The following is an 18,254-nucleotide window of genomic DNA, read 5'->3' on the forward strand; positions in this document are numbered from 1 at the left end:
CTGGGGGCCGTATTACCACGTTGCAGTCGGCGGGGCTGCCCCTCCTTGCTGCGACCGGCTAAATCGGATAACTACTTCAAAGGACTCGGGACTTTTCTCTGTTTCTATAACTGGGTTGCCGGGTGCTAAAATAATATAGCGCGCATGAGCATCTGATTTAATGATTCTGAAATTGGGGGGCTAAGAGGCGGGGAAACATCGAGTTCGCGTTTTGGCAGGGCAGGCGCACCTACTTCTCAATCGACGAGGATGATTCGCGGAGATTCAATCAGGTGAATCGTTCATTTCATCCATCGTGGCCAGTTGCGCATATAGCTTTGAGCCTGTTGGAGTGATAGTCCAGTGTGGTTTCCTACTGCGACTACCCTTCGGCGAGGGTTTCGTTTTGATGAGATTCCTGGCCTGAAGCGCTCTAAGCATACCGTCGAATGGTGGGGATTGAATCACGCACGTCGGACGGTAAGCATGTTTCCCATGCTTGCTATTTAGTTTAGGCAACAACTCTGTTGCGAGTCTTGCTTCCAAAGTCCTCTTCAATGACGAAACGCTTGCACTTTCCTCAAGTTTGGGGGCTAAAACTGAGAAAGCACGATTCCAAGACCACTTATATTCAAGTTCGAATGGGTGCTGGTCGTTCCAAGAGGTCAAGCGCTGGTTTGGATTGTTAGATAGATAATAATGACCGGTCAATGAAAGGTTTAGTGTATCCGATAGGCCGTTTAGATTTTCCGAATCCTTGGGGCGAGCAGAGGCGTTCGTACGCTCAAGCTCCACTATGCGCTGTTGGAGTTTGGCGATTGCATCTTGGCCCTCAAGGATTGATGTAGAGCGAACCCAGCCGGGTTGTGGGTCGTGTTGGATGGCACTGATAATTGCCGACTTTATCGCCGATCCCAACCCATCGGGTGTGCTCCAGAAACGACACATGCGTTGTTTTGCTTTTTCGCGGAATTGGGCCAAACGTTTTCTTCCGACATCCGATTTCTCCAATTTTGCGCCGGTCAAGTTGTCGATGTTCTCGTGAAGGAAAGCGATCACAGGTTTTCCCAGTTCCAAAGCGTAGTCGAATTCTCGCTCAGTGTATCCGATTTGTCCATCTGGGGTTAGGCTTCCATAGCGACCGGCAATGATTAGAACATAATAATCGCAGTCGCTGATCACTCTCCGAATCAAGTCCCACTGAGTTGTGCTGGTTGCAGGGAACAACTCCATGCCGGACGGTATGCATAGGGTTTCAAGAAGCGCTTGAATCACGTGCTGGCGTTCTTCTTTTAGGTCTTCGAACGTAGAGCTTACAAAAACTTGGTAACGGCGATGCAGTGGATTTGAAGCGCCTAATGTCTGTGGCGCTTGGAGGTTCGGATCCAAATTTGGAGATCTCCGATTATGGTCCATGATACGTTCCGTGTACCCAACGGGTGCATTCGGCTCGTATCCGCCAAAAATTATTCTCTCCAGTTCTGGCAGCAAATCGGAGTTCGGCGGAAAATCCTCCGCCGCGTCAAGAACACCTGACTGCCAATCGGAAGGGCCGAACGATGCCGAGCGACTAAACAGATGCCCAGAACGAACTAGCACTCCAAGAAGATCGGCCGTCTTGTCGTCCAGACTTAGCGTCTCCTTGATCTCGGACCTCGAGAGATTGGTCTTCTCCGGGGATCGATGATAGAGGTCGCGCATGACTCCCAGATATCGAATCAGAAGCTGTTCGTAGTGCTCGCCTGAATTCGTCAGAAGGATGCCGATGATGCTGAGTTCGTACGTCGGCAGGTTCGTGTTACTGGTTTCCCAAAGAATGCTTCCGTTTAGTTCGCGGCGAACTGCGAGGACCTCTTGTTTTCCCCATTGCGAATGCATCGTTCGGCATCGCGGCCATTCTCCGCTATTTCGGAAAGCTTCCCAGATAGAGGTCAGGAGTTCGGCGGCTTGGGGGGAAATGGATTGTCGAAGGGAATGAAGCGTGGGCACGGTGCAGGAGTTGCCAAAAGAGTGAAGAAGCTGGATTCCCGGGTCGAGCGCGCGTTCGACAACACTCAATGGGGGTAGGTCGAAATTGTGGGAGGTCTTATTCGTTCTGCTTGAATTCCGGAACAGGACATTTGAGCGCCACTGGGCCCCGAAGGTCAGGAACAGGGAATCCACCGGAAACGCAGGATCGCGTCTCCCTTGGATACGGTGGGAACGATCTCAGGCCCGATCAATGTCAGTAAAAAGGAGATATCGCGAACGAGTTGTGATGTGATGGCCTAGGTCGAAACGAACTTGCGAGCAAGTAGCTGTCAGATTTGGATCGCATATGCCGAATCGGTCAGACTCCGCCACTTCTCAAGTATTAGCCAAAGCTGAGTTCGAACTACTCGCGGAGTTTCGTTTTACTTTGCGGCGTTTTCTAGGCTTCAGCGAAGCCGCAGCCAAAAGGCATGGCGTGAGCCCGCAACAGTATCAGGCTTTGCTTGCGATCGAAGGATTCCCAGGTCGCGACTGGGTGACGGTGAGCGAATTGGCCGAGCAATTGCGCATCGCGCACCATAGCGCTGTTGGTCTGGTCAATCGCATGGAAGGGCTGAAGTTGGTGAAACGCTCGGTCTCGACCGAAGACCGGCGGCGGGTCGAGGTTTCACTTCAGCCAGCTGGACGGGTGGTGCTGGGAAAACTGTATCGGGTGCACCGTGAGGAATTACGGACAGTGGGCCCAAAGTTGATCGCGTTGCTACAGGAGGCTTCGCTGCCGGAGTAGTGCCCTTCTTCCTTTGTTTCTGAGTTCACCCAAGAACGTGGAGATCGACGGGGGAGTAGAATCGTCGTTCCCTCGTAGTGGTGAGAAGAGCCGACTCGCATGGAAATGTCGTAACACGATAAAAATGACTGGATTTTGGTCGCGAAATCGGGTTCATCGGCCGGCTCATTTTATGTCTTCCAGTTTCAGAAAGTCACAGATCCTGCTAGCTACAGTAGGAGCGATCATTGCGGTGTCTGCCTTATCATTTGTCGCAGCCACGACTGAGGCGTTGTTACTGCTCGGTTCGTTTGGTGCTTCGACGCTGTTGCTGTTTGCCCTTCCGGAGGCACCCTTGTCGCAACCCCGTTCTGTGATAGGCGGTCACCTGATCGCTTCGCTGATCGCGTTGTGCTGTCTAGCTGCGTTTGGGCCGCAATGGTGGGCGGTGGGCGTGGCGACTGGATTGGGCGTCGGCCTGATGATGGTTACCCGCACGGTGCACCCGCCGGCCGGATCCAATGCGATCATTGTGTTTTTGGCCAAGCCCGGTTGGGATGTGTTGCTGTTCTCGACCGTGTTTGGAACCCTCGTGTTGATCGTGATTGCTATTGTGTATCATCGCCTCACCCGTCGGCATAAATATCCTCAATATTGGCGCGCGGCGGCGGTGTGAGGCGACGAAAGTTTCAGAACGCGACCGAAGAAAGCGATCCAAGCCGACTTGGCCTAAGTCGTGTGATCGATCGCTAATTAACGTCCGTCGGGGATCTCTGGGGTGTGGTTCGCTGACACTGAGATCGGATCCCTGATCTAAATTGGTGTCATTTGAATCGACTGATGGTGACTGTATCCACCTCAACGTGGTGTGACGAGGGCCGTCGTATTCGGCGACGTCACGGCCGTGTTAGCCGGTGGAGTCCAGTTACGGGGCATGTGGCCCCAGGTCGCCCTGCTTGGTCATGTCTGGTGGGTGGTTGAGCACGTCGTGCAGATGCCGTGACTGGATTGGCGGGGAGTAAATGATGGTCGAGCGCTGGCCGGCGTAGGGGGGGGCGACGAAGCGCCAGTTTTCACTCCCAGTTTGGTTCGGTGAATGGCGTTCTCAATGGGTGAAGGTTGGTGTTCAGACGAGTGTGACCGTGTTTGCGGTGAGCGTGCAGGGTATCCCACTAGTCGACGTCGACCGCTCGCGAAGGGCCGGCGTCGGGTGCAAATTTTCCCTTCGCCGAAAGGCCTAGCCATTCTGCAAAAATTATATCTGGTCCACAGGAAGGAATTGCAGACGGTCGGAGCTCAGATTATCGGGCTACTAAAACGTGCGGTTCCAACGGCAAACCGTGAAGTTGGTTCATGAAATCTCGGTGCGCCAATCGCTCAGGTCATCGCTGCCTTCTGGTAGCGACTCGCACAGCCATGAGGACAAGTATCGCTCGCTGCACGACGGCACGATGGTGACGATGCGTTTCCCAGCGTTTGCCGGTCGCCGTGCGAGTTGAATCGCGGCCCATACAGCCGCTCCAGAGGAAATGCCGATTGGTATGCCGTCGAGACGGTTTACCTCGAGGCTTACTGGACCGGAATCCTCCTCCCGCACTTTGATAACCTCATCGTAGATTGCGCAGTTGAGAACACCGGGGACAAATCCGGCCCCCAGTCCCTGCAGCCGATGTGGTCCGGGGCGTTCGCCGGAAAGAACTGCGGAGGTGGAGGGTTCCACGGCGACAATCTGAATGGATGGATTTCGTGGTTTCAAAATTTCGCCGATTCCAGTGATCGTTCCCCCGGTTCCGATGCCGGCGACCACGACGTCAACCTGGCCATCCGTGTCCCGCCATATTTCCTCCGCAGTTGTGGTGCGATGGATCGCGGGATTCGCAGGATTGTCGAATTGGGAGGGCACGAAGCTATCCGGTAGTTGCGAGGCTATCGCTCGGGCTTTTTCGATGGCGCCCTTCATACCCGCCGGTCCAGGGGTGAGGATCAGACGAGCCCCGAGAAGTTTCAGCATGCGGCGTCGTTCGAGAGTCATGGTTTCCGGCATTACCAGAACAAGGCGCAACCCCTTGGCGGCAGCGACGAAGGCCAAGGCGATACCGGTGTTTCCACTGGTGGCTTCTACGATAATCGTTTCGCTGGTGACTTTTCCGTCAGCGATGGCCCGTTCAATCATGGCCAGGCCAATTCGATCTTTCACGCTCGAGAGTGGGTTGAAAAATTCCAGTTTAAGTAGGATCTCCGCAGCGGCGTGATGCTTCGCGGCGGTGCGGTTGAGGCGAACCAGCGGCGTGTTTCCAATTGTTTCGGTGATATCAGAATAGATCCTGCTCATAATATTTAGTGGATTCGGATTCAATGGTCAGCAAGCGCCTGACCGAGGTCGGCTTTGATCTCGCCGAGATCTTCAATTCCAATTGAAAGGCGTATCAGAGAATCGGATATGCCAGCCCGTTCTCGTTCAGCGTCACCCATGCCTCGGTGGCTCGACATGGCCGGTCGGGTTGCCAAGCTTTCCATACCGCCGAGGCTGACCGCGTGAACGATCAAACGAAGGCGATCGATAAACCTCTCCGCCGCTGCGCGGCCTCCTTTGAGCTCAAAAGAGAGCACGGCTCCACCGTGTTTCATCTGGCGCCGCCCCACAGCAGCCTGAGGGTGATCCGGTAGACCAGCGTAGTGGACTCGCGAGACTTCTGGTCGATTAAGCAGCCAGGCCGCGATCGCGGCTCCGTTGTGATTGTGGGCTGCCATGCGAAGGGCGAAGGTGCGAAGTCCGCGCAGCACGAGCCAGGCATCGAACGCATTGACGGTGCCGCCGAGATTTTTGTGAATTCGCCGAGCGTTTGGGGTCAGCGGCTGACGACTAATCAAAGCCCCGCCGATCATGTCGGAGTGTCCGTTGAGATACTTCGTTGTGGAGTGAATGATCCAGTCGACATTCGCGAGGAAGGGACTCTGGTTGAACGGTGTGGCAATGGTGTTGTCCACGATAACTGGCGCGTCGTTCTGATGCGCCGCTTCAACCGTGGCTTTCAGGTCGATGAGCCTCATGAGCGGATTGGACGGGGATTCGAGCAGGACCGCTCCCGCGTCTACCAGCGCCTCAGACCATGCGGTGGGATTTTGTGCGTCGATGAATTGAACTGGAACGTGGAGAACGGAGGAGAGGATTTGAAGCAGTTCGAAACTCCCACCGTAGATGTCGGGATGCGTGACCAACGGGCCGTTGCGGCCATCCATGGCGATAGCTACCGCACACAAAACGGCGGCATTGCCGGAAGAGGTAACAAGAGCGCCCGCTCCGTCTTCCAAATCCGCGAGCGCGACGGCCAAGGCTTCTACGGTGGGATTGCCAAATCGGGAGTAGGCATATCCCGGTCGCGCACCAGCGAAGATCGCCTCCGCTTGTGCCGAGTCTCCCAGATGAAAGATGGTGCTCTGGGCAATGGAGGGGACAAAGGGGGTGTTCTCTGGCTCAGGTTCCCGGCGCGATCGGCCTGCGTGGGCGCAGAGGGTCTCCAGCGTGGGGCGAGGTGGAAGAGGGGGACGGTGAGGCATTTAGACTATGGTGGATCTAGAAAGCTGGTCGGTATGGGATTAAATATCGTAACGCGATATAAAAATAGCCACAGAGAATCTCTTTGTGGCGCGAGTGCGAACGCCATGTTTGGTAATCTCGGTGGGCGGCAACGACCAACCTTGAGCGGTTGGTTTGGTCCGGCCTCGACTTTGGGGATGAGTGAAACGGGGCGAGAATTTCCTCCTTCGAATATGCGAAGTAGCGTGATCAATTTTCGGGCGGCGGTGAATTCCCGGTCTCCGTGCTCAGACTACGACAGATCCGTTTCCCGGATCGAATCGGATCGAGTGGCGAGTAGATGCGCATATGATGGATGCCGACGGATGAAACCATCGGCGTAGTCACATTCAGCGATTATCCGAAAATCCTCGGCCGCTGCCCAAGTGAGCGCGGATTTCACCAACTGGGCGGCGAAGCCGCGTCCTCGCCAAACGCCTGGCACGAAGGTGTGGATGATCGTCACGACTGACCCGTCCAGACGATACCGAAGTTCGGCGAAATCATCGTTTTCAGTCAGAACAAATCGAGTGTGATCAGGTTCATGGACAACGGAGGGCACGTGGAGTGAAGGTTGAGAAGGATACGATGAGGGGAAAATGGGCGAGTGGCGTCGACGCAGGTTTGAGTCCGATCGGCGCCATCGCATCGCGGACTATGAACTCAAAGCTGAGGCCGCCGCCGACACGGGTGGTTGAACATCCATGAGTTTGAGTCTTCGTAAGCCGCCCGGCATCTGCCACGTGATTTCGTCTCCTTTTGAAAAACCGATCACAGCTGTGCCAAGCGGTGCAAAGACGGATATTTCGCCCTTTGCGATGTCGGCCTTTTCAGGCCAAGAGAGAGTGAATGTATCGACTTCTCCGCTGTCCAAATCCTTGACGATAAATTTCGAACCAAGTTGGACGGTGGACGAAGAGACCAGGGCAGGCGGTAAGAGGATTGCGCGAGAGAGCTCCTCGTGCAGGCGCTGCAAATTGAACCTCTTGCGAGAATGGGTGGAAAGCAACTGGCCCAGCTTCCAGGACAGTGCAGTGTGATCGCGTGTGGATAGAGTGATGGGTTGATTGGAAATCATCGGAAACAAGCTCCGTTTTTTTGGGGTTTAAATCATACGGGAGGAGGCCGCGACCGGTTCGCGCGAATGCGCGGTGCGTTTTGCCTTGGTCGAACGGCGCGGGCACAAAAAATGCGCCTATCGGCGCACAACACGTTGAGAATACCCGGGGAACGGCAGACGGTTGCTTAATGCGTTCAGGCCACCAAGACCCCGGGATCGGTCGGGAAGACAACGATCTCCTTGCTCGCGATGAGGCGATTCATGAGAGCAGCGACGGGGTTCATGGTTCTATTGTGATATGGCTTGTGGAATACGCGTCAAGAAACGCCGGTTACTCAGCTCATAGCGGAGGACTGAATTCAAACCGCAAAGAAGTTTACGGTTCGATAGGGGCGGAAATCAAGGGGGGGGAGAGTTGGACTCTACGCCCCTCCCAAGCGTTCAGCGACCATCGCTTTCAGTGCTTCGCCGTTGTGCACGGTGAGAACAGACCCGCCGACTTCGATCCAGCTTGCATCGCGGAACCGAGCCAGAGTGCGGGAAAGCGTTTCGGCAGTTGTCCCGATTTCTGCGGCCAGAACGCGCTTGGTGCGGCCGAGTGAAATTTTGCAGGGAGGACCTTTGGACTGATCACAGTGCCGAATAATCCAGCGGGCGAGTCGGGTCTCTACGTCTTTCAACGTGAGGTCATCCACTAGACCGACCAACACCCGCAGGTGCTGGCTCATCGAACCGAGCATACGGAGAGCAAGATCCGGACGCTCGGACACCAGTTCCAGAATGTCTGCTTTGGGCACCAGCAGGACGTTGCTCTGCTCAACTGCGCGGGCTGCCGCCGGGTAACCCGTGGGGCTGGCCATTGCGGCTTCGCCCATGGATTCACCGGGGCGAAACACATGGATCACCTGTTCCTTCCCCTGGGCGTTGACCCGGTGCACATTGATGGCGCCGCGCTGCACCACGTAAAAACCCACCGCGGGCTCACTTTCGCGAAACAGGTATTCGTCCTTGGCGAGTGCCCGGGGCTGCACGAACGATGCGATCCGCGTAATGTCTTCCTCGCTCAGGCCGGAGAATAACTGGCATTGGCGCAGTGTCGCTCCGAGGGCGATCAGGCGCATCGGATTGGAGCTGGATGAAGCGGGGCGGTTCGGCATGAACGGGCTTCATGGGCCGGTTGAGCGGCCTGCGCAACTCCCTTCGGACCGCCGAATGGCCGGGAAAACTGCTTTGTTCAGTGTTCCTCGCCCGGATCGGTGCAACCGAGCGCCGCCCGTCCGGCCGGAGTGATGCAATCCGGCGTCCAGGCCGGGTCCCAGACCATTTCGACTTCCACCGGTCGTCCGTCACTGGCCGATTCGGCGGCGGTGCGAGCGCCGTCGAAGAGCACCTGGCCCGACGGGCAATACATGGTCGTGAGCGTCATGGCGACGCGCAGGCGCTCGGGTTCAACATCGACGGAGTAGATCAGCCCCAGATCGGTGATGCTGATGCCAAACTCCGGGTCCATGACCGTGCCGAGGGCGTGGATGACGGCGGTGGCGAGAGCGGTATCGGTGTTCATTTTGAGGAGGCCTTGGTCGGACGCAGGTGGCACAGGATTTTGCAGAGATTGATCAGGTAGATGGCCGCGGCAGCGAACAGCGTCAGTCCGCCGACGCGCGAGGTGTAAACAGGGGCAACCCACCACATTGCGACGCAGAGCGTCGAAAGGGCGGCAAGGTGCAGCGTGAACCACGCGGCTTCGAGTCGGGGGCGACTCAGGTCGGTGGCCCGCGGCACGGTCTGTTTGCCGACCTTCGGACCGTAGGCCTGCATCCAGGTGAGAAACGGCACGATTTTGAGCAGCATGCCCATGACCGCCAAGGCCAGCGCGCCAGGCACGAGCACCAGCCCGTAGAGGGACACGGCGACCGGCGAGGGCCAGGCGCCGCTGTGCAGGAGGCGGGTGAGCGTCACGCCGATGGCCGCCGTTGCCAACAGGCCCAGTCCGGTCAGAAACGCCCGCAACGGTGTCTCCAGCTTCGGCTTGCGCCGACTGTGCAAGGTAGCGACGAGGGCTGCCCCCGAACAAACGATGCCGCCGAGTAACAGCAACGCGCCCAGAGTTGCCAGAGGGCTACGCTCCAGACCGAGTCCGAGCGCTAGCAGCGGCAGTCCGACCTGCGTGCAGATCAGCCCTGCAGCGATACATCGCGGTCGTTGGGCCGAACCCAGCGTGAACATGGGAACGAGTTGAAAGCCCGCGCCTTGTAGCAGGGTGAGGAAGAATCCCGCCAAACCGAGATGGGCATGGGCTCCGAGTAACGAGAGAATGGATACCGGAATCCACGGGGTGTGCCGGTTGGAGGCGGTGATCACCCCGAGCACGAAGGTGAGGGCGAGCCAGCCGGTGCTCAGGGGCAGGCAGGCGGCGATGGCGTCGCGGCGCGAACTCGCGAGGTAGGTGCGGCCGACGACGATCGCGCCAATGACACCACCGATGGCAATCAACGTGCCGCCGAGCGCGGCGGCGAGGTAGCGCCCAAGCGCGAGCCCAGGCACCAGTAGGAGTAGGCCCGTCAGGTGCAGGCCGAGGTGCCACCAGGCGGCGCGGACCCCGGCGAGCCGAGCTCCGAGAATGACCGGGGCGAGTTGGTAGACGGCACCGAGGCAGACGGTGAGCAGGAAACCCGGTAGCCAGAGGTGCATCAATCCCACCACGTGCGGGTGCACGTAGGGCAGGCGCACGAGCCCGGGCTGGAGCGCCAGCCAAGCTGTCGCGCCGAGCAGGCACAGCAGCCCGGCGACGATATAGCTGAGCGCCAAGGCGGGACGGGCGGAAAGTCCCGTGCCGGGAGCGAGAGCGGGCGCGGGGGGCGGGCGGCCCCGCCCCGCGCCGGTCGGCGTCCGGTCAGGCGCGTGGCTTGGTGATGCTGGTGCGCCAGGAACCATCGGCTTCGGCCTGTCCTTCATGAGTGCAACCGCGACTTCCAAGTTCGGGCAGCAGGTGAATGGGTTGCCGGTCCGTAAAGGCCTGCAAGGTGTCGCCGGGCGGCAGGGCTTCGAGTGCGGCGAGAATACGCAGCATGGGCTCGGGTGGTTCGAGTCCGCGGGCATCGACCAGCGTGACACCGCCGCAAGCGCTGCCGGTGGGGGCGGCTGCAGGCGCGGTCACCGGAGTTGCGGGCCGGGGCGTGGGGGCGAGGCGGGTGATGCGGACGGCGAACTGCTCGGGCCCGCGTTCTTCGTATTCCCAGTTGAAGGCGTGGGGAAACTCGGCCGCGAACTGGTAGTAGAGCGGCACCGGATCATGGTCATTGACCAAGGTGAAGTGCTCACCAACCGCGAGGTTGTGCCAGCGTTCAAAGATCATGCCGTGTTTGATGCGGCACGGAATCGGGCGCACATCGAAGCGAGTGTCGGTGGAAGATTCTAGGGATGGGTTCATAACGCTTCGCCATCCTACCGACCCGCGGCTGCGGTGTCCTTGATGCGCATCAAGGATGTCGCAGTTTGCTACAAATCAAAGCCCGGCCAGCGCCTGATCGAGATCGGCCAGCAGGTCGGCTTCGGCTTCCACGCCGACGGATAGCCGGATGAGAGCGTCCGAAACGCCGGCGCGGGCGCGGTCGGTCGGGCTCATGCCCCGGTGGCTCGACATGGCGGGACGCGTCACGAGGCTTTCCAAGCCACCGAGACTCACGGCGTGCACGATCAGGTGAAGGCGGTCGACAAAGCGTCGCGCGGCGACTTCTCCACCGGCGAGTTCGAACGAAAGCAAGGCCCCGCCGTGCTGCATCTGCCGCCGGGCCAGATCGTGCTGCGGGTGCGCGGGTAAACCTGCGTAGTGGACCCGCGTGACCGCGGGATGGCCGGCGAGCCAGGCGGCTACGGCGGCACCGTTGCGGTTGTGCGCCGCCATGCGCAGGGCAAAGGTGCGCAGGCCGCGCAGGACGAGCCAGGCGTCGAAGGCGTTGACCGTGCCGCCGAGGTTTTTGTGGATGCGACGCGCGAGGTCGGAGAGCGGTTCTCGACCGATCAACGCGCCGCCGATCATGTCGGAGTGGCCGTTGAGGTATTTGGTGGTGGAGTGCACGACCCAGTCGGCGCCGAGGGCGAGTGGGCGCTGGTTGAATGGCGTCGCGACCGTGTTGTCCACAATCACCGGGGCGCAGACGGGTTGGGCGGCGGCCGCAGTGGCGGCGACATCGATGAGGCGGAGCAGCGGGTTGGAGGGGGTCTCCAAGAGCACGGCTCCGGCGCGGCCGACGGCTGCGATCCAAGCGGCTTCATCCCGAGCGTCCACCCACTCGACCGGCACGTGGTGGACTTCGTGAAGGATTCTGAGGAGCTCAAAACTTCCGCCGTAGATGTCCTGATGGGTGACCAACGGACCGCTCCGGCCGGCAAGGGCGATCGTCACGGCGCAAAGCACCGCGGCGTTGCCGGACGCCGTGATGCAGGCGCCGGCCCCGCCTTCAAGACGCGCAAGGGTGGCGGCGAGGGTATCCACGGTTGGGTTACCGAAACGCGAATACGTGTAGCCGGGGAGCGTGCCGGAAAAAATCGCTTCGGCCTGGGCGGAGTCGCCGAGTTGGAAGATCGTGCTCTGCACGACGGGCGGCACGAAGGGCAGGTTGTCGATGGCCGGAGCGTTGCGGCTGGTGCCGGCGTGGGCGCAAAGCGTGTCGAAGGAAGGCTTTTCGGGGGACATGGAACGAATGGTGTGGTGGCGTTGGGGGCTCTGCTCCGGTTACTCCAGGCGCGTGATGCGGGTCGACCACGCACCATCGGCCCGGTGCGTCGGACTCACCTCATGTCCCAGTGAACGACAGAGTTCGATCAAGGGAGATGGTAAAAATGGCGCGATGACCGTCAGAGAATCTCCCGGTTGCAGGGCGTTGATCAGGGCGCGCAGTTGGGCGTAGGGTTCGCGGCCAGCGCGGAGCAGCGGCCTGACGTCGAAGGTCGTATCGTTGGGCATGGGACGAGTGTAGTGCGTCGAGGCAAATGCGTCCTTGAGCCAGCTCAAGGAAGTCGGTTATGACGCGAAGTCGAAGAGCTAATAGCCAGCGGGGCTTGATTCAGATCAAGGATTTGCCGGCCAGGTCGGACGATAATGGCCCAGTTCACTTCAACCCAAGCTCACGATAAACCCCATGACCAATCGCAACCTCTCCCGTCTGGTTCGCCTCCTGGCCCTGCCGTCGCTCCTCCTTGGCGCGAGCGCTCTGCTGCGAGCCGAAGAACCCGTCCAAGCCAAACCCGACGCCCGCAAGGCCGAGTTTGCCGCCAGTTTGCCGACCGAGCAGGCCGTGCTCACCGCCGCCCCGCACGTGCCGCCGCCGATTCAACGCGACCATCCTGCCCGCGTGGTGGTGAACCTAGAAGTGCGCGAGGTCGTCAAACGCCTCGCCGACGGGGTGGATTACACGTTCTGGACTTTTGGCGGAGAAGTTCCCGGTCTCTTCATCCGCGTGCGTGAGGGCGACTTGGTCGAGTTCCACCTTTCCAATCACCCAACATCCAAACTGCCCCACAACATCGACCTGCACGCGGTCACCGGTCCAGGCGGCGGCGCGGCCTCGTCCTTCACCGCGCCGGGGCATTCCTCGGTCTTTTCCTTTCAGGCCATCAATCCGGGGCTCTACGTCTACCACTGCGCGACCGCGCCGGTGCCGGTGCACGTCGCCGCGGGCATGTATGGCCTGATTCTCGTCGAACCGCGCGGCGGTCTGCCGGCGGTGAACAAGGAATACTACGTGATGCAGGGCGAGTTCTACACCGCCGGCGCCTATGGCGAGACCGGCCTGCAGACCTTCGACATGCCCAAGGCCCTCGACGAGCGGCCCCCGTATGTGGTGTTCAATGGTTCAGTCGGCTCAATGGTGGGAGACAAGGCCATCACCGCCAATGTCGGCGAAACTGTCCGCCTCTTTGTCGGCAATGGCGGACCCAACCTGATTTCCTCCTTCCACGTGATCGGTGAGATCTTTGACCGGGTCTACGGCGAGGGTGGCACGATCGCCAATCAGGACAACGTGCAGACCACGCTCGTGCCCGCAGGCGGCGCCGCCATGGTTGAGTTCCGCGTCGAGGTTCCCGGCACCTACATCCTGGTCGATCACTCGCTCATCCGCGCTTTCAACAAGGGCGCGCTGGGTATGCTCAAGGTCAACGGCGAACCCGACGCCATTGTCTACTCCGGCAAAGAGGTCGATGAGGTTTATCTCGGCGACCAGTCAGAGGCGGGTTCCGACGCCGCCCGTCGCGAAGAGGCGCTGCGGGCCGAGCGCGAAGAGGTCATCGCGGCCAATCCGCGTATTGCCGAGATCGATACCGAGATCCAGATGGAGCGCGGCAAACGCATCTACTTCTCCTCCTGCTTCGCCTGCCATGGCCAGGATGGCAACGGCATCCCGGCGGTCTTCCCGCCGCTCGCCAAGTCCGATTACCTCATGGCCGACAAGGATCGCGCGATCAAGGTGGTCATCAAGGGCCTCACTGGCCCGGTCACCGTCAACGGCACGACCTACAACAATGCCATGCCGCCGCAGGATCTCAACGACGAGCAGGTCGCCGACGTGCTCACGTTTGTGATGAACAGCTTCGGTAACACCGATGGTGTGGTCACCCCCGCTGACGTGAAGCGCGTGCGCACCGCCAACTGATCGATCCGTCCGCCGCGCCCGCTCCCTCTAATGACTTCCCACCGCCATCTCGCTTTGCTCGCGCTCGTCCTTGTGGGTGCGCCCGTTCGGGCCACTGATGGGGCGGAACGCGACCAGGTCCTGGTGCCAGCGGGAGAGTTTGCTCCGTTGCTGCGTTCACGCGATGAACCGGAACGCGTGCCGGTGGCGAGCTTTTGGATGGATGTGCGACCGGTCACCAATGCCGAATTCCTTGCCTTCGTGCGGGCCCACCCCGAGTGGGCCCGCTCCCGGGCGCGGCGGCTTTTTGTCGATTCCCAGTATCTGGCTCACTGGGCCGGTGACTTCGAACTCGGGCCGGCTGCGCCGCCGGACGCCCCGGTGGTCTATGTTTCTTGGTTTGCCGCCCGCGCCTATGCGGCTTCCTGGGGCGCGCGCCTGCCCTCCATCGCCGAATGGGAACGGGCGGCGGCGGTCGGGATCAGCACCGACAATGCCCGCACTGACCCGGCGGTCGCCGAGGTCATGGCGGGGTGGTTTTCCCGCCCCAACGAGGGTCCGTTGCCCGCGGTGGCCGGTGGAGCGCCCAACCGCCTCGGCGTTCACGATCTGTTCGGCCTGGTCTGGGAATGGGTCGAGGATTTTAACACGGCGTTGGTGACCGGTGAATCGCGGGCCGACACCGGTCTCGAGCGCAATCTTTTCTGCGGCGCGGGTTCGGTCGGGACCCGCGACAACACCGATTACCCGGCCTTCATGCGCGCAGGTTTTCGCAGCTCGCTGCGCGCTGCCTACTGTGTGCCCAACCTGGGCTTCCGCTGCGTCGTTACGCCATGAATGCCTCAAATGTTCTTTTCGCGTCCCTGCTTCTACTTTGTCCCTCGGCCTTGCAGGCGGCTTCGTCCTGTTGCGACTCGTCCGCCCCCGCGCCGTCCGCCGCCGCGGACGCGTGTTGCGCGGAGACCCCGGCGGAGGTGAAAACCGCTGCCTGCTGTGCTGAGGCACCGGCCGCCGCATCTGCCGCGGTCCTGCCCGATGCCTCGCTTTATCACTTTGACGCCGAATTCACCGACGACACCGGTGCGATCCGCCACCTCGCCGACTTTGCCGGCCGGCCGGTGGTGCTGACGATGTTCTTCGCCAGCTGTGGTTACGCCTGCCCGATGCTGGCTCACGACATGCGCAAAGTGCAGGAAACGCTGCCACCGGACGTGCGCGAGCAGGTGCAGTTTGTGATGGTGAGTTTCGACCCGGAGCGCGACACCGTGGAAAAGTTGCAGGCCTTTCGCGAGCAGGCCGGGGCCGACCAACGCTGGACCTTGATGCGCGGCGCGGACGGTGACGTGCGCACCCTCGCCATGTTACTCGGCGTGCAGTTTCGTCAGGAACCGAGCGGCGATTTCTCGCATTCCAACCTCATTACGGTGCTCGACACCGGCGGCGCGATTGCGCACCGCCGCGAGGGTCTGCAGGGTGGCCTGCCGGGGGTGAGCGAGGCTCTCGTGCGTCTCGCCACTTCACGCTGAGCCCGAGCGCTACCGCGAAAATATTCAGGAGTGGCTTGATGCAGATCAAGGCCTGCGACGGCGGTAGCGGCTAAGCTGGTGATCATGCCCCCGCTCGAACGTCCGACCCGCACTCCTTTCACGGTCAAACTCTCCTACGGCCTCCTGGCCGGGGTGGTCCTCACTTTTGCCGGCACACTGACGCAATCGGTTCTGGCATCATTCCACCCGCGGCCCAGAGATTCCGCGCCGGTGGCAACCCAGCTGACCGTGAGCGAGGAGCCCAAGGCGGATGTGGCCGAAGCCGGCGGCGATTCCGCCGACCTCGGGGCGAGCGTTTTTGCCCAGAACTGCGCGGCCTGTCATCAGGCCAGCGGTCAGGGGTTGCCCGGGGCGTTTCCGCCGCTTGCTGAGTCCGACTACTTCGCGACCGACATCGAGGCGGCCGCGAAGGTCGTGCTGCATGGCCTGGTTGGTCCTGTCACGGTCAACGGAGTCGACTACAACAGTGCGATGCCGGCCCTGCCGCTCGATGACGAGCAGGTCACGGCGGTGGTCAACTATATCGCGAAAGCGTGGGGCAATCAGGCGCCATCAATTTCGCTGGAGCAGGTCGTCGCCTTGCGTAACGGCAATTGAACTGCCCCTAAGTCGCGGTCTTTCGCGCAAATCGTATCGGATCTTGACCGGCGTCAAGGCGGGCGGAGGGCACTTGCGGTTAGGGTGCACCTGCCATGAATAAACCAACCAAGCTTCTTGCTTCCCTCCTTCTCGGACTTGCCAGTTTGGCGGCCTCCATTTTTGCCGCCGATGGGCCGCGCGAAGTCGCGATCACGGCCAACGATGCGATGCAGTTCAGCGTCAAGGAAATCACCGCCGCGCCGGGCGAGACTCTGCGCGTGAAACTCACGAATGTCGGTAAGATGCCCGCACAGGCGATGTCGCACAACTGGGTATTGCTCAAGCCGTCGACCCCCGCCGAGGTCAACGCCTTCGGCATGAAGGCCCAGAGCAAGGCTCCGACCTACCTGCCCGACGATCAGTCCGCCGTCATCGCGCACACCAAGCTGCTCGCTGGGGGCCAGAGCGATACGATCGAGTTCAAGGTTCCCGCCACCCCGGGCGAGTATCCCTTCCTCTGCACTTTCCCCGGCCACTTCGCCATCATGCGTGGCAAGCTGGTCGTCAAATGAACCAAGGCTAGAACAGGGTCTCCGCCACCAGCGCGATCATCATGAGCGGCAGGGTGGCGATGGTGACCAGAAACAGACGACGGGCGGGCTGGACCCGCCCGTCGTTTTGTTGGCGCAGCATGGCACAGGCGGCGTGAAGTAGCGCGCCGGCTGAGAGTATCCCGATCGTGCCGTAGATCGGCCCGACCGCGCCTAGCGACCAGGGAATCAAGACGGCGGCGCCCATGAGCCCGGCGTGCCCGGCCGACCACCAAGCGGTGGCGCGACCATCGGCGTCGATGACCGGCAGTAGGCGAAATCCGGCGCGGCGGTAATCCTCGCGATACATCCAGCCGACGGCAAAAAAGTGGGGCATCTGCCAAAACAACAGGGCGGCCGCCAACGCCCATGCTGCGGGGTGCTGTGGCGCGCCCGCCGCCGCCGCGCCCAACAAGGGGGGCAGGGCGCCGGAGATCGCGCCGACCTCGGTGGCCCAGCGGGTGCGCCGTTTCATTGGCGTGTAAACGAGACCGTAAAGCACGATGATGAGCGCGGCGATCGCGGCGGCCAGGGGCGTGGTGGTAGCCGCCAACAAACCGCAGCCCGCCAGACTCAGCGCGAGGCTGAAGCCCAGCGCGGTGCCGGCCGAGACGCGCCCGGCGGGCAGGGGGCGATCAGCCGTGCGGCGCATGAGCGCATCGGGTTCGCGTTCCCACCACTGATTGAAGGAAAGCGCCCCGCCGGCGGCCAGCGCGATGCCCAGGGGGGCCGGCAGGATCAGGTTTGCCTCCGGTCGGGCCACGAGCAGGCCGCTCACTCCGGAACAGACTGAAAAGAAGGCGAGCCGCGGTTTGGTCAGCGCCACCAACGCACGCAGGCGTTCACAAACTGTTGAGCTAGGATTCAAATGGTCCGAGGCGATCGCGAGGGGACGAGGGGCGGGAGGCATGTCGCAGCCTAGACCAAATGAGCGCGTTTTACCTTGATCCATATCAAGGCGCGGGGCGCGGACTTCACTTATGGTGGGTGGTAGCGATGCTGATGGATGCCTCCGACGCCCTTGTTTCTTTTGATCGTCCCGTTGGCGGCAGGCGGCGGACGCTGCGGGAGGGTCGGTCGTGATGGGTTTCGGCAAGCTCGCGCAAACGGCCCTCGCCGCCGGAGCGGTGCTGGCGCGGAACTTCGATGGCGGTCGCACCAAATTGAGCTCGGTCGAGATCGCGGGCGCCTGCGGTCACCCGCAGCCGGTGGTGGCCAAGGTCTTGGTCGCTTTGTCGGCGCGGGGGCTGGTGGATGGCACCCGCGGACCAGGCGGTGGTTATTGGCTGGCAGTGCCGCCGGTGCAGGTTGCGCTGCTTGAGATTGTCGTGCCCTTTGAACGGACGCGAAAGATGCTGTGTCCGTTGGCCACGGTCGGCGAAGCCGCAGGCGAGGGCTGCCTGGTGGCGCAAAAGGTTGAACAACTCTGCGGCCAGTGGCGGGACTACCTGCGTTCGACCACGCTCGCAGTGTTCCAGGCGGATCAACGCGGCGGAGATCGATCGGTTGGACTGAAGGTCGAAACTCGTGACAAGGCTTGATCCAGATCAAGG

General features: G+C 60.9%; 20 protein-coding genes. 8 read left to right on the forward strand and 12 right to left on the reverse strand.

Annotated elements, in window-relative coordinates:
• Positions 1 to 264 precede the first annotated feature (264 nt).
• Entirely contained in the window at positions 265 to 2,142 is a 1,878-nt protein-coding gene (locus tag K1X11_RS17080; protein ID WP_324726014.1) for a DUF4062 domain-containing protein, read from the reverse strand.
• A 154-nt stretch (positions 2,143 to 2,296) separates the two neighbouring features.
• On the opposite strand from K1X11_RS17080, the gene K1X11_RS17085 reads away from it, so the two are divergent.
• Positions 2,297 to 2,737: a MarR family winged helix-turn-helix transcriptional regulator gene (locus tag K1X11_RS17085; RefSeq protein ID WP_221033211.1), complete on the forward strand. Its 441-nt coding sequence runs from the start codon at positions 2,297 to 2,299 to the stop codon at positions 2,735 to 2,737.
• 172 nt (positions 2,738 to 2,909) lie between these two features.
• Positions 2,910 to 3,392 (forward strand): HPP family protein, encoded by a 483-nt coding sequence (locus K1X11_RS17090; RefSeq protein WP_221033212.1) that lies wholly within the window; start codon positions 2,910 to 2,912, stop codon positions 3,390 to 3,392.
• A gap of 675 nt (positions 3,393 to 4,067) precedes the next feature.
• On the opposite strand, the gene cysK is transcribed toward K1X11_RS17090, so the two are convergent.
• The 10 genes from cysK to K1X11_RS17140 form a co-directional block, all read right to left on the reverse strand.
• Positions 4,068 to 5,048, reverse strand: coding sequence for a cysteine synthase A (cysK, locus tag K1X11_RS17095; protein WP_221033213.1), 981 nt, complete (start codon positions 5,046 to 5,048; stop codon positions 4,068 to 4,070).
• Positions 5,049 to 5,068: 20 nt separating this feature from the next.
• Positions 5,069 to 6,274: a trans-sulfuration enzyme family protein gene (locus K1X11_RS17100; protein WP_221033214.1), complete on the reverse strand. Its 1,206-nt coding sequence runs from the start codon at positions 6,272 to 6,274 to the stop codon at positions 5,069 to 5,071.
• Between the two features lie 272 nt (positions 6,275 to 6,546).
• Positions 6,547 to 6,942 carry a GNAT family N-acetyltransferase gene (locus K1X11_RS17105; RefSeq protein WP_225919743.1) on the reverse strand — a complete coding sequence of 132 codons (396 nt, stop codon included), beginning with the start codon at positions 6,940 to 6,942 and terminating at the stop codon, positions 6,547 to 6,549.
• Between the two features lie 6 nt (positions 6,943 to 6,948).
• Positions 6,949 to 7,371 carry a GreA/GreB family elongation factor gene (locus tag K1X11_RS17110; protein ID WP_221033216.1) on the reverse strand — a complete coding sequence of 141 codons (423 nt, stop codon included), beginning with the start codon at positions 7,369 to 7,371 and terminating at the stop codon, positions 6,949 to 6,951.
• Between the two features lie 404 nt (positions 7,372 to 7,775).
• Positions 7,776 to 8,474: a Crp/Fnr family transcriptional regulator gene (locus K1X11_RS17115; protein WP_221033217.1), complete on the reverse strand. Its 699-nt coding sequence runs from the start codon at positions 8,472 to 8,474 to the stop codon at positions 7,776 to 7,778.
• A gap of 113 nt (positions 8,475 to 8,587) precedes the next feature.
• Positions 8,588 to 8,917, reverse strand: coding sequence for a metal-sulfur cluster assembly factor (locus K1X11_RS17120; RefSeq protein ID WP_221033218.1), 330 nt, complete (start codon positions 8,915 to 8,917; stop codon positions 8,588 to 8,590).
• Positions 8,914 to 10,161 (reverse strand): hypothetical protein, encoded by a 1,248-nt coding sequence (locus K1X11_RS17125; protein WP_221033219.1) that lies wholly within the window; start codon positions 10,159 to 10,161, stop codon positions 8,914 to 8,916. The genes K1X11_RS17120 and K1X11_RS17125 overlap by 4 nt, the downstream gene beginning before the upstream one ends.
• Positions 10,162 to 10,246: 85 nt before the next feature.
• Positions 10,247 to 10,783 (reverse strand): DUF2249 domain-containing protein, encoded by a 537-nt coding sequence (locus K1X11_RS17130; RefSeq protein ID WP_221033220.1) that lies wholly within the window; start codon positions 10,781 to 10,783, stop codon positions 10,247 to 10,249.
• A gap of 75 nt (positions 10,784 to 10,858) precedes the next feature.
• On the reverse strand, positions 10,859 to 12,049 hold the full coding sequence (locus K1X11_RS17135; RefSeq protein WP_221033221.1) for a trans-sulfuration enzyme family protein: 1,191 nt from the start codon (positions 12,047 to 12,049) through the stop codon (positions 10,859 to 10,861).
• A 39-nt stretch (positions 12,050 to 12,088) separates the two neighbouring features.
• Complete coding sequence (locus tag K1X11_RS17140) at positions 12,089 to 12,319, reverse strand: DUF2249 domain-containing protein (RefSeq protein ID WP_221033222.1); 231 nt, start codon at positions 12,317 to 12,319, stop codon at positions 12,089 to 12,091.
• A 175-nt stretch (positions 12,320 to 12,494) separates the two neighbouring features.
• Between K1X11_RS17140 and nirK the strand changes: the two genes are divergently transcribed.
• The 5 genes from nirK (at position 12,495) to K1X11_RS17165 (ending at position 16,683) form a co-directional block, all read left to right on the forward strand.
• Positions 12,495 to 14,006 carry a copper-containing nitrite reductase gene (nirK, locus tag K1X11_RS17145; RefSeq protein ID WP_221033223.1) on the forward strand — a complete coding sequence of 504 codons (1,512 nt, stop codon included), beginning with the start codon at positions 12,495 to 12,497 and terminating at the stop codon, positions 14,004 to 14,006.
• A gap of 30 nt (positions 14,007 to 14,036) precedes the next feature.
• Positions 14,037 to 14,822 (forward strand): formylglycine-generating enzyme family protein, encoded by a 786-nt coding sequence (locus K1X11_RS17150; protein WP_221033224.1) that lies wholly within the window; start codon positions 14,037 to 14,039, stop codon positions 14,820 to 14,822.
• Positions 14,823 to 14,959: 137 nt separating this feature from the next.
• Positions 14,960 to 15,511 carry an SCO family protein gene (locus K1X11_RS17155; RefSeq protein WP_221033225.1) on the forward strand — a complete coding sequence of 184 codons (552 nt, stop codon included), beginning with the start codon at positions 14,960 to 14,962 and terminating at the stop codon, positions 15,509 to 15,511.
• 84 nt (positions 15,512 to 15,595) lie between these two features.
• The gene (locus K1X11_RS17160) at positions 15,596 to 16,129 is read left to right on the forward strand and encodes a c-type cytochrome (protein ID WP_221033226.1); all 534 of its coding nucleotides are present in this window, start codon (positions 15,596 to 15,598) and stop codon (positions 16,127 to 16,129) included.
• Between the two features lie 95 nt (positions 16,130 to 16,224).
• Positions 16,225 to 16,683 carry a plastocyanin/azurin family copper-binding protein gene (locus K1X11_RS17165; protein ID WP_221033227.1) on the forward strand — a complete coding sequence of 153 codons (459 nt, stop codon included), beginning with the start codon at positions 16,225 to 16,227 and terminating at the stop codon, positions 16,681 to 16,683.
• Between the two features lie 7 nt (positions 16,684 to 16,690).
• On the opposite strand, the gene cyoE is transcribed toward K1X11_RS17165, so the two are convergent.
• The gene (gene cyoE, locus K1X11_RS17170) at positions 16,691 to 17,653 is read right to left on the reverse strand and encodes a heme o synthase (protein ID WP_324726015.1); all 963 of its coding nucleotides are present in this window, start codon (positions 17,651 to 17,653) and stop codon (positions 16,691 to 16,693) included.
• Between the two features lie 130 nt (positions 17,654 to 17,783).
• Between cyoE and K1X11_RS17175 the strand changes: the two genes are divergently transcribed.
• On the forward strand, positions 17,784 to 18,242 hold the full coding sequence (locus tag K1X11_RS17175; RefSeq protein ID WP_221033229.1) for an RrF2 family transcriptional regulator: 459 nt from the start codon (positions 17,784 to 17,786) through the stop codon (positions 18,240 to 18,242).
• Positions 18,243 to 18,254: the final 12 nt, after the last annotated feature.

Origin of the sequence: Actomonas aquatica (assembly GCF_019679435.2) — a bacterium.
GTDB lineage: Bacteria > Verrucomicrobiota > Verrucomicrobiia > Opitutales > Opitutaceae > Actomonas > Actomonas aquatica.

Bases quoted from the DNA above. Each gene is read 5' to 3' on its own strand.
- cysK (WP_221033213.1), bottom strand. From the start codon at position 5,048: ATGAGCAGGATCTATTCTGATATCACCGAAACAATTGGAAACACGCCG.
- K1X11_RS17120 (WP_221033218.1), bottom strand. From the start codon at position 8,917: ATGAACACCGATACCGCTCTCGCCACCGCCGTCATCCACGCCCTCGGC.
- K1X11_RS17090 (WP_221033212.1), top strand. From the start codon at position 2,910: ATGTCTTCCAGTTTCAGAAAGTCACAGATCCTGCTAGCTACAGTAGGA.
- K1X11_RS17135 (WP_221033221.1), bottom strand. From the start codon at position 12,049: ATGTCCCCCGAAAAGCCTTCCTTCGACACGCTTTGCGCCCACGCCGGC.
- K1X11_RS17165 (WP_221033227.1), top strand. From the start codon at position 16,225: ATGAATAAACCAACCAAGCTTCTTGCTTCCCTCCTTCTCGGACTTGCC.
- K1X11_RS17175 (WP_221033229.1), top strand. From the start codon at position 17,784: ATGGGTTTCGGCAAGCTCGCGCAAACGGCCCTCGCCGCCGGAGCGGTG.
- K1X11_RS17085 (WP_221033211.1), top strand. From the start codon at position 2,297: ATGCCGAATCGGTCAGACTCCGCCACTTCTCAAGTATTAGCCAAAGCT.
- K1X11_RS17160 (WP_221033226.1), top strand. From the start codon at position 15,596: ATGCCCCCGCTCGAACGTCCGACCCGCACTCCTTTCACGGTCAAACTC.
- K1X11_RS17105 (WP_225919743.1), bottom strand. From the start codon at position 6,942: ATGCGATGGCGCCGATCGGACTCAAACCTGCGTCGACGCCACTCGCCC.
- K1X11_RS17150 (WP_221033224.1), top strand. From the start codon at position 14,037: ATGACTTCCCACCGCCATCTCGCTTTGCTCGCGCTCGTCCTTGTGGGT.
- K1X11_RS17130 (WP_221033220.1), bottom strand. From the start codon at position 10,783: ATGAACCCATCCCTAGAATCTTCCACCGACACTCGCTTCGATGTGCGC.
- K1X11_RS17115 (WP_221033217.1), bottom strand. From the start codon at position 8,474: ATGCGCCTGATCGCCCTCGGAGCGACACTGCGCCAATGCCAGTTATTC.
- K1X11_RS17140 (WP_221033222.1), bottom strand. From the start codon at position 12,319: ATGCCCAACGATACGACCTTCGACGTCAGGCCGCTGCTCCGCGCTGGC.
- K1X11_RS17100 (WP_221033214.1), bottom strand. From the start codon at position 6,274: ATGCCTCACCGTCCCCCTCTTCCACCTCGCCCCACGCTGGAGACCCTC.
- cyoE (WP_324726015.1), bottom strand. From the start codon at position 17,653: ATGGATCAAGGTAAAACGCGCTCATTTGGTCTAGGCTGCGACATGCCT.
- K1X11_RS17110 (WP_221033216.1), bottom strand. From the start codon at position 7,371: ATGATTTCCAATCAACCCATCACTCTATCCACACGCGATCACACTGCA.
- nirK (WP_221033223.1), top strand. From the start codon at position 12,495: ATGACCAATCGCAACCTCTCCCGTCTGGTTCGCCTCCTGGCCCTGCCG.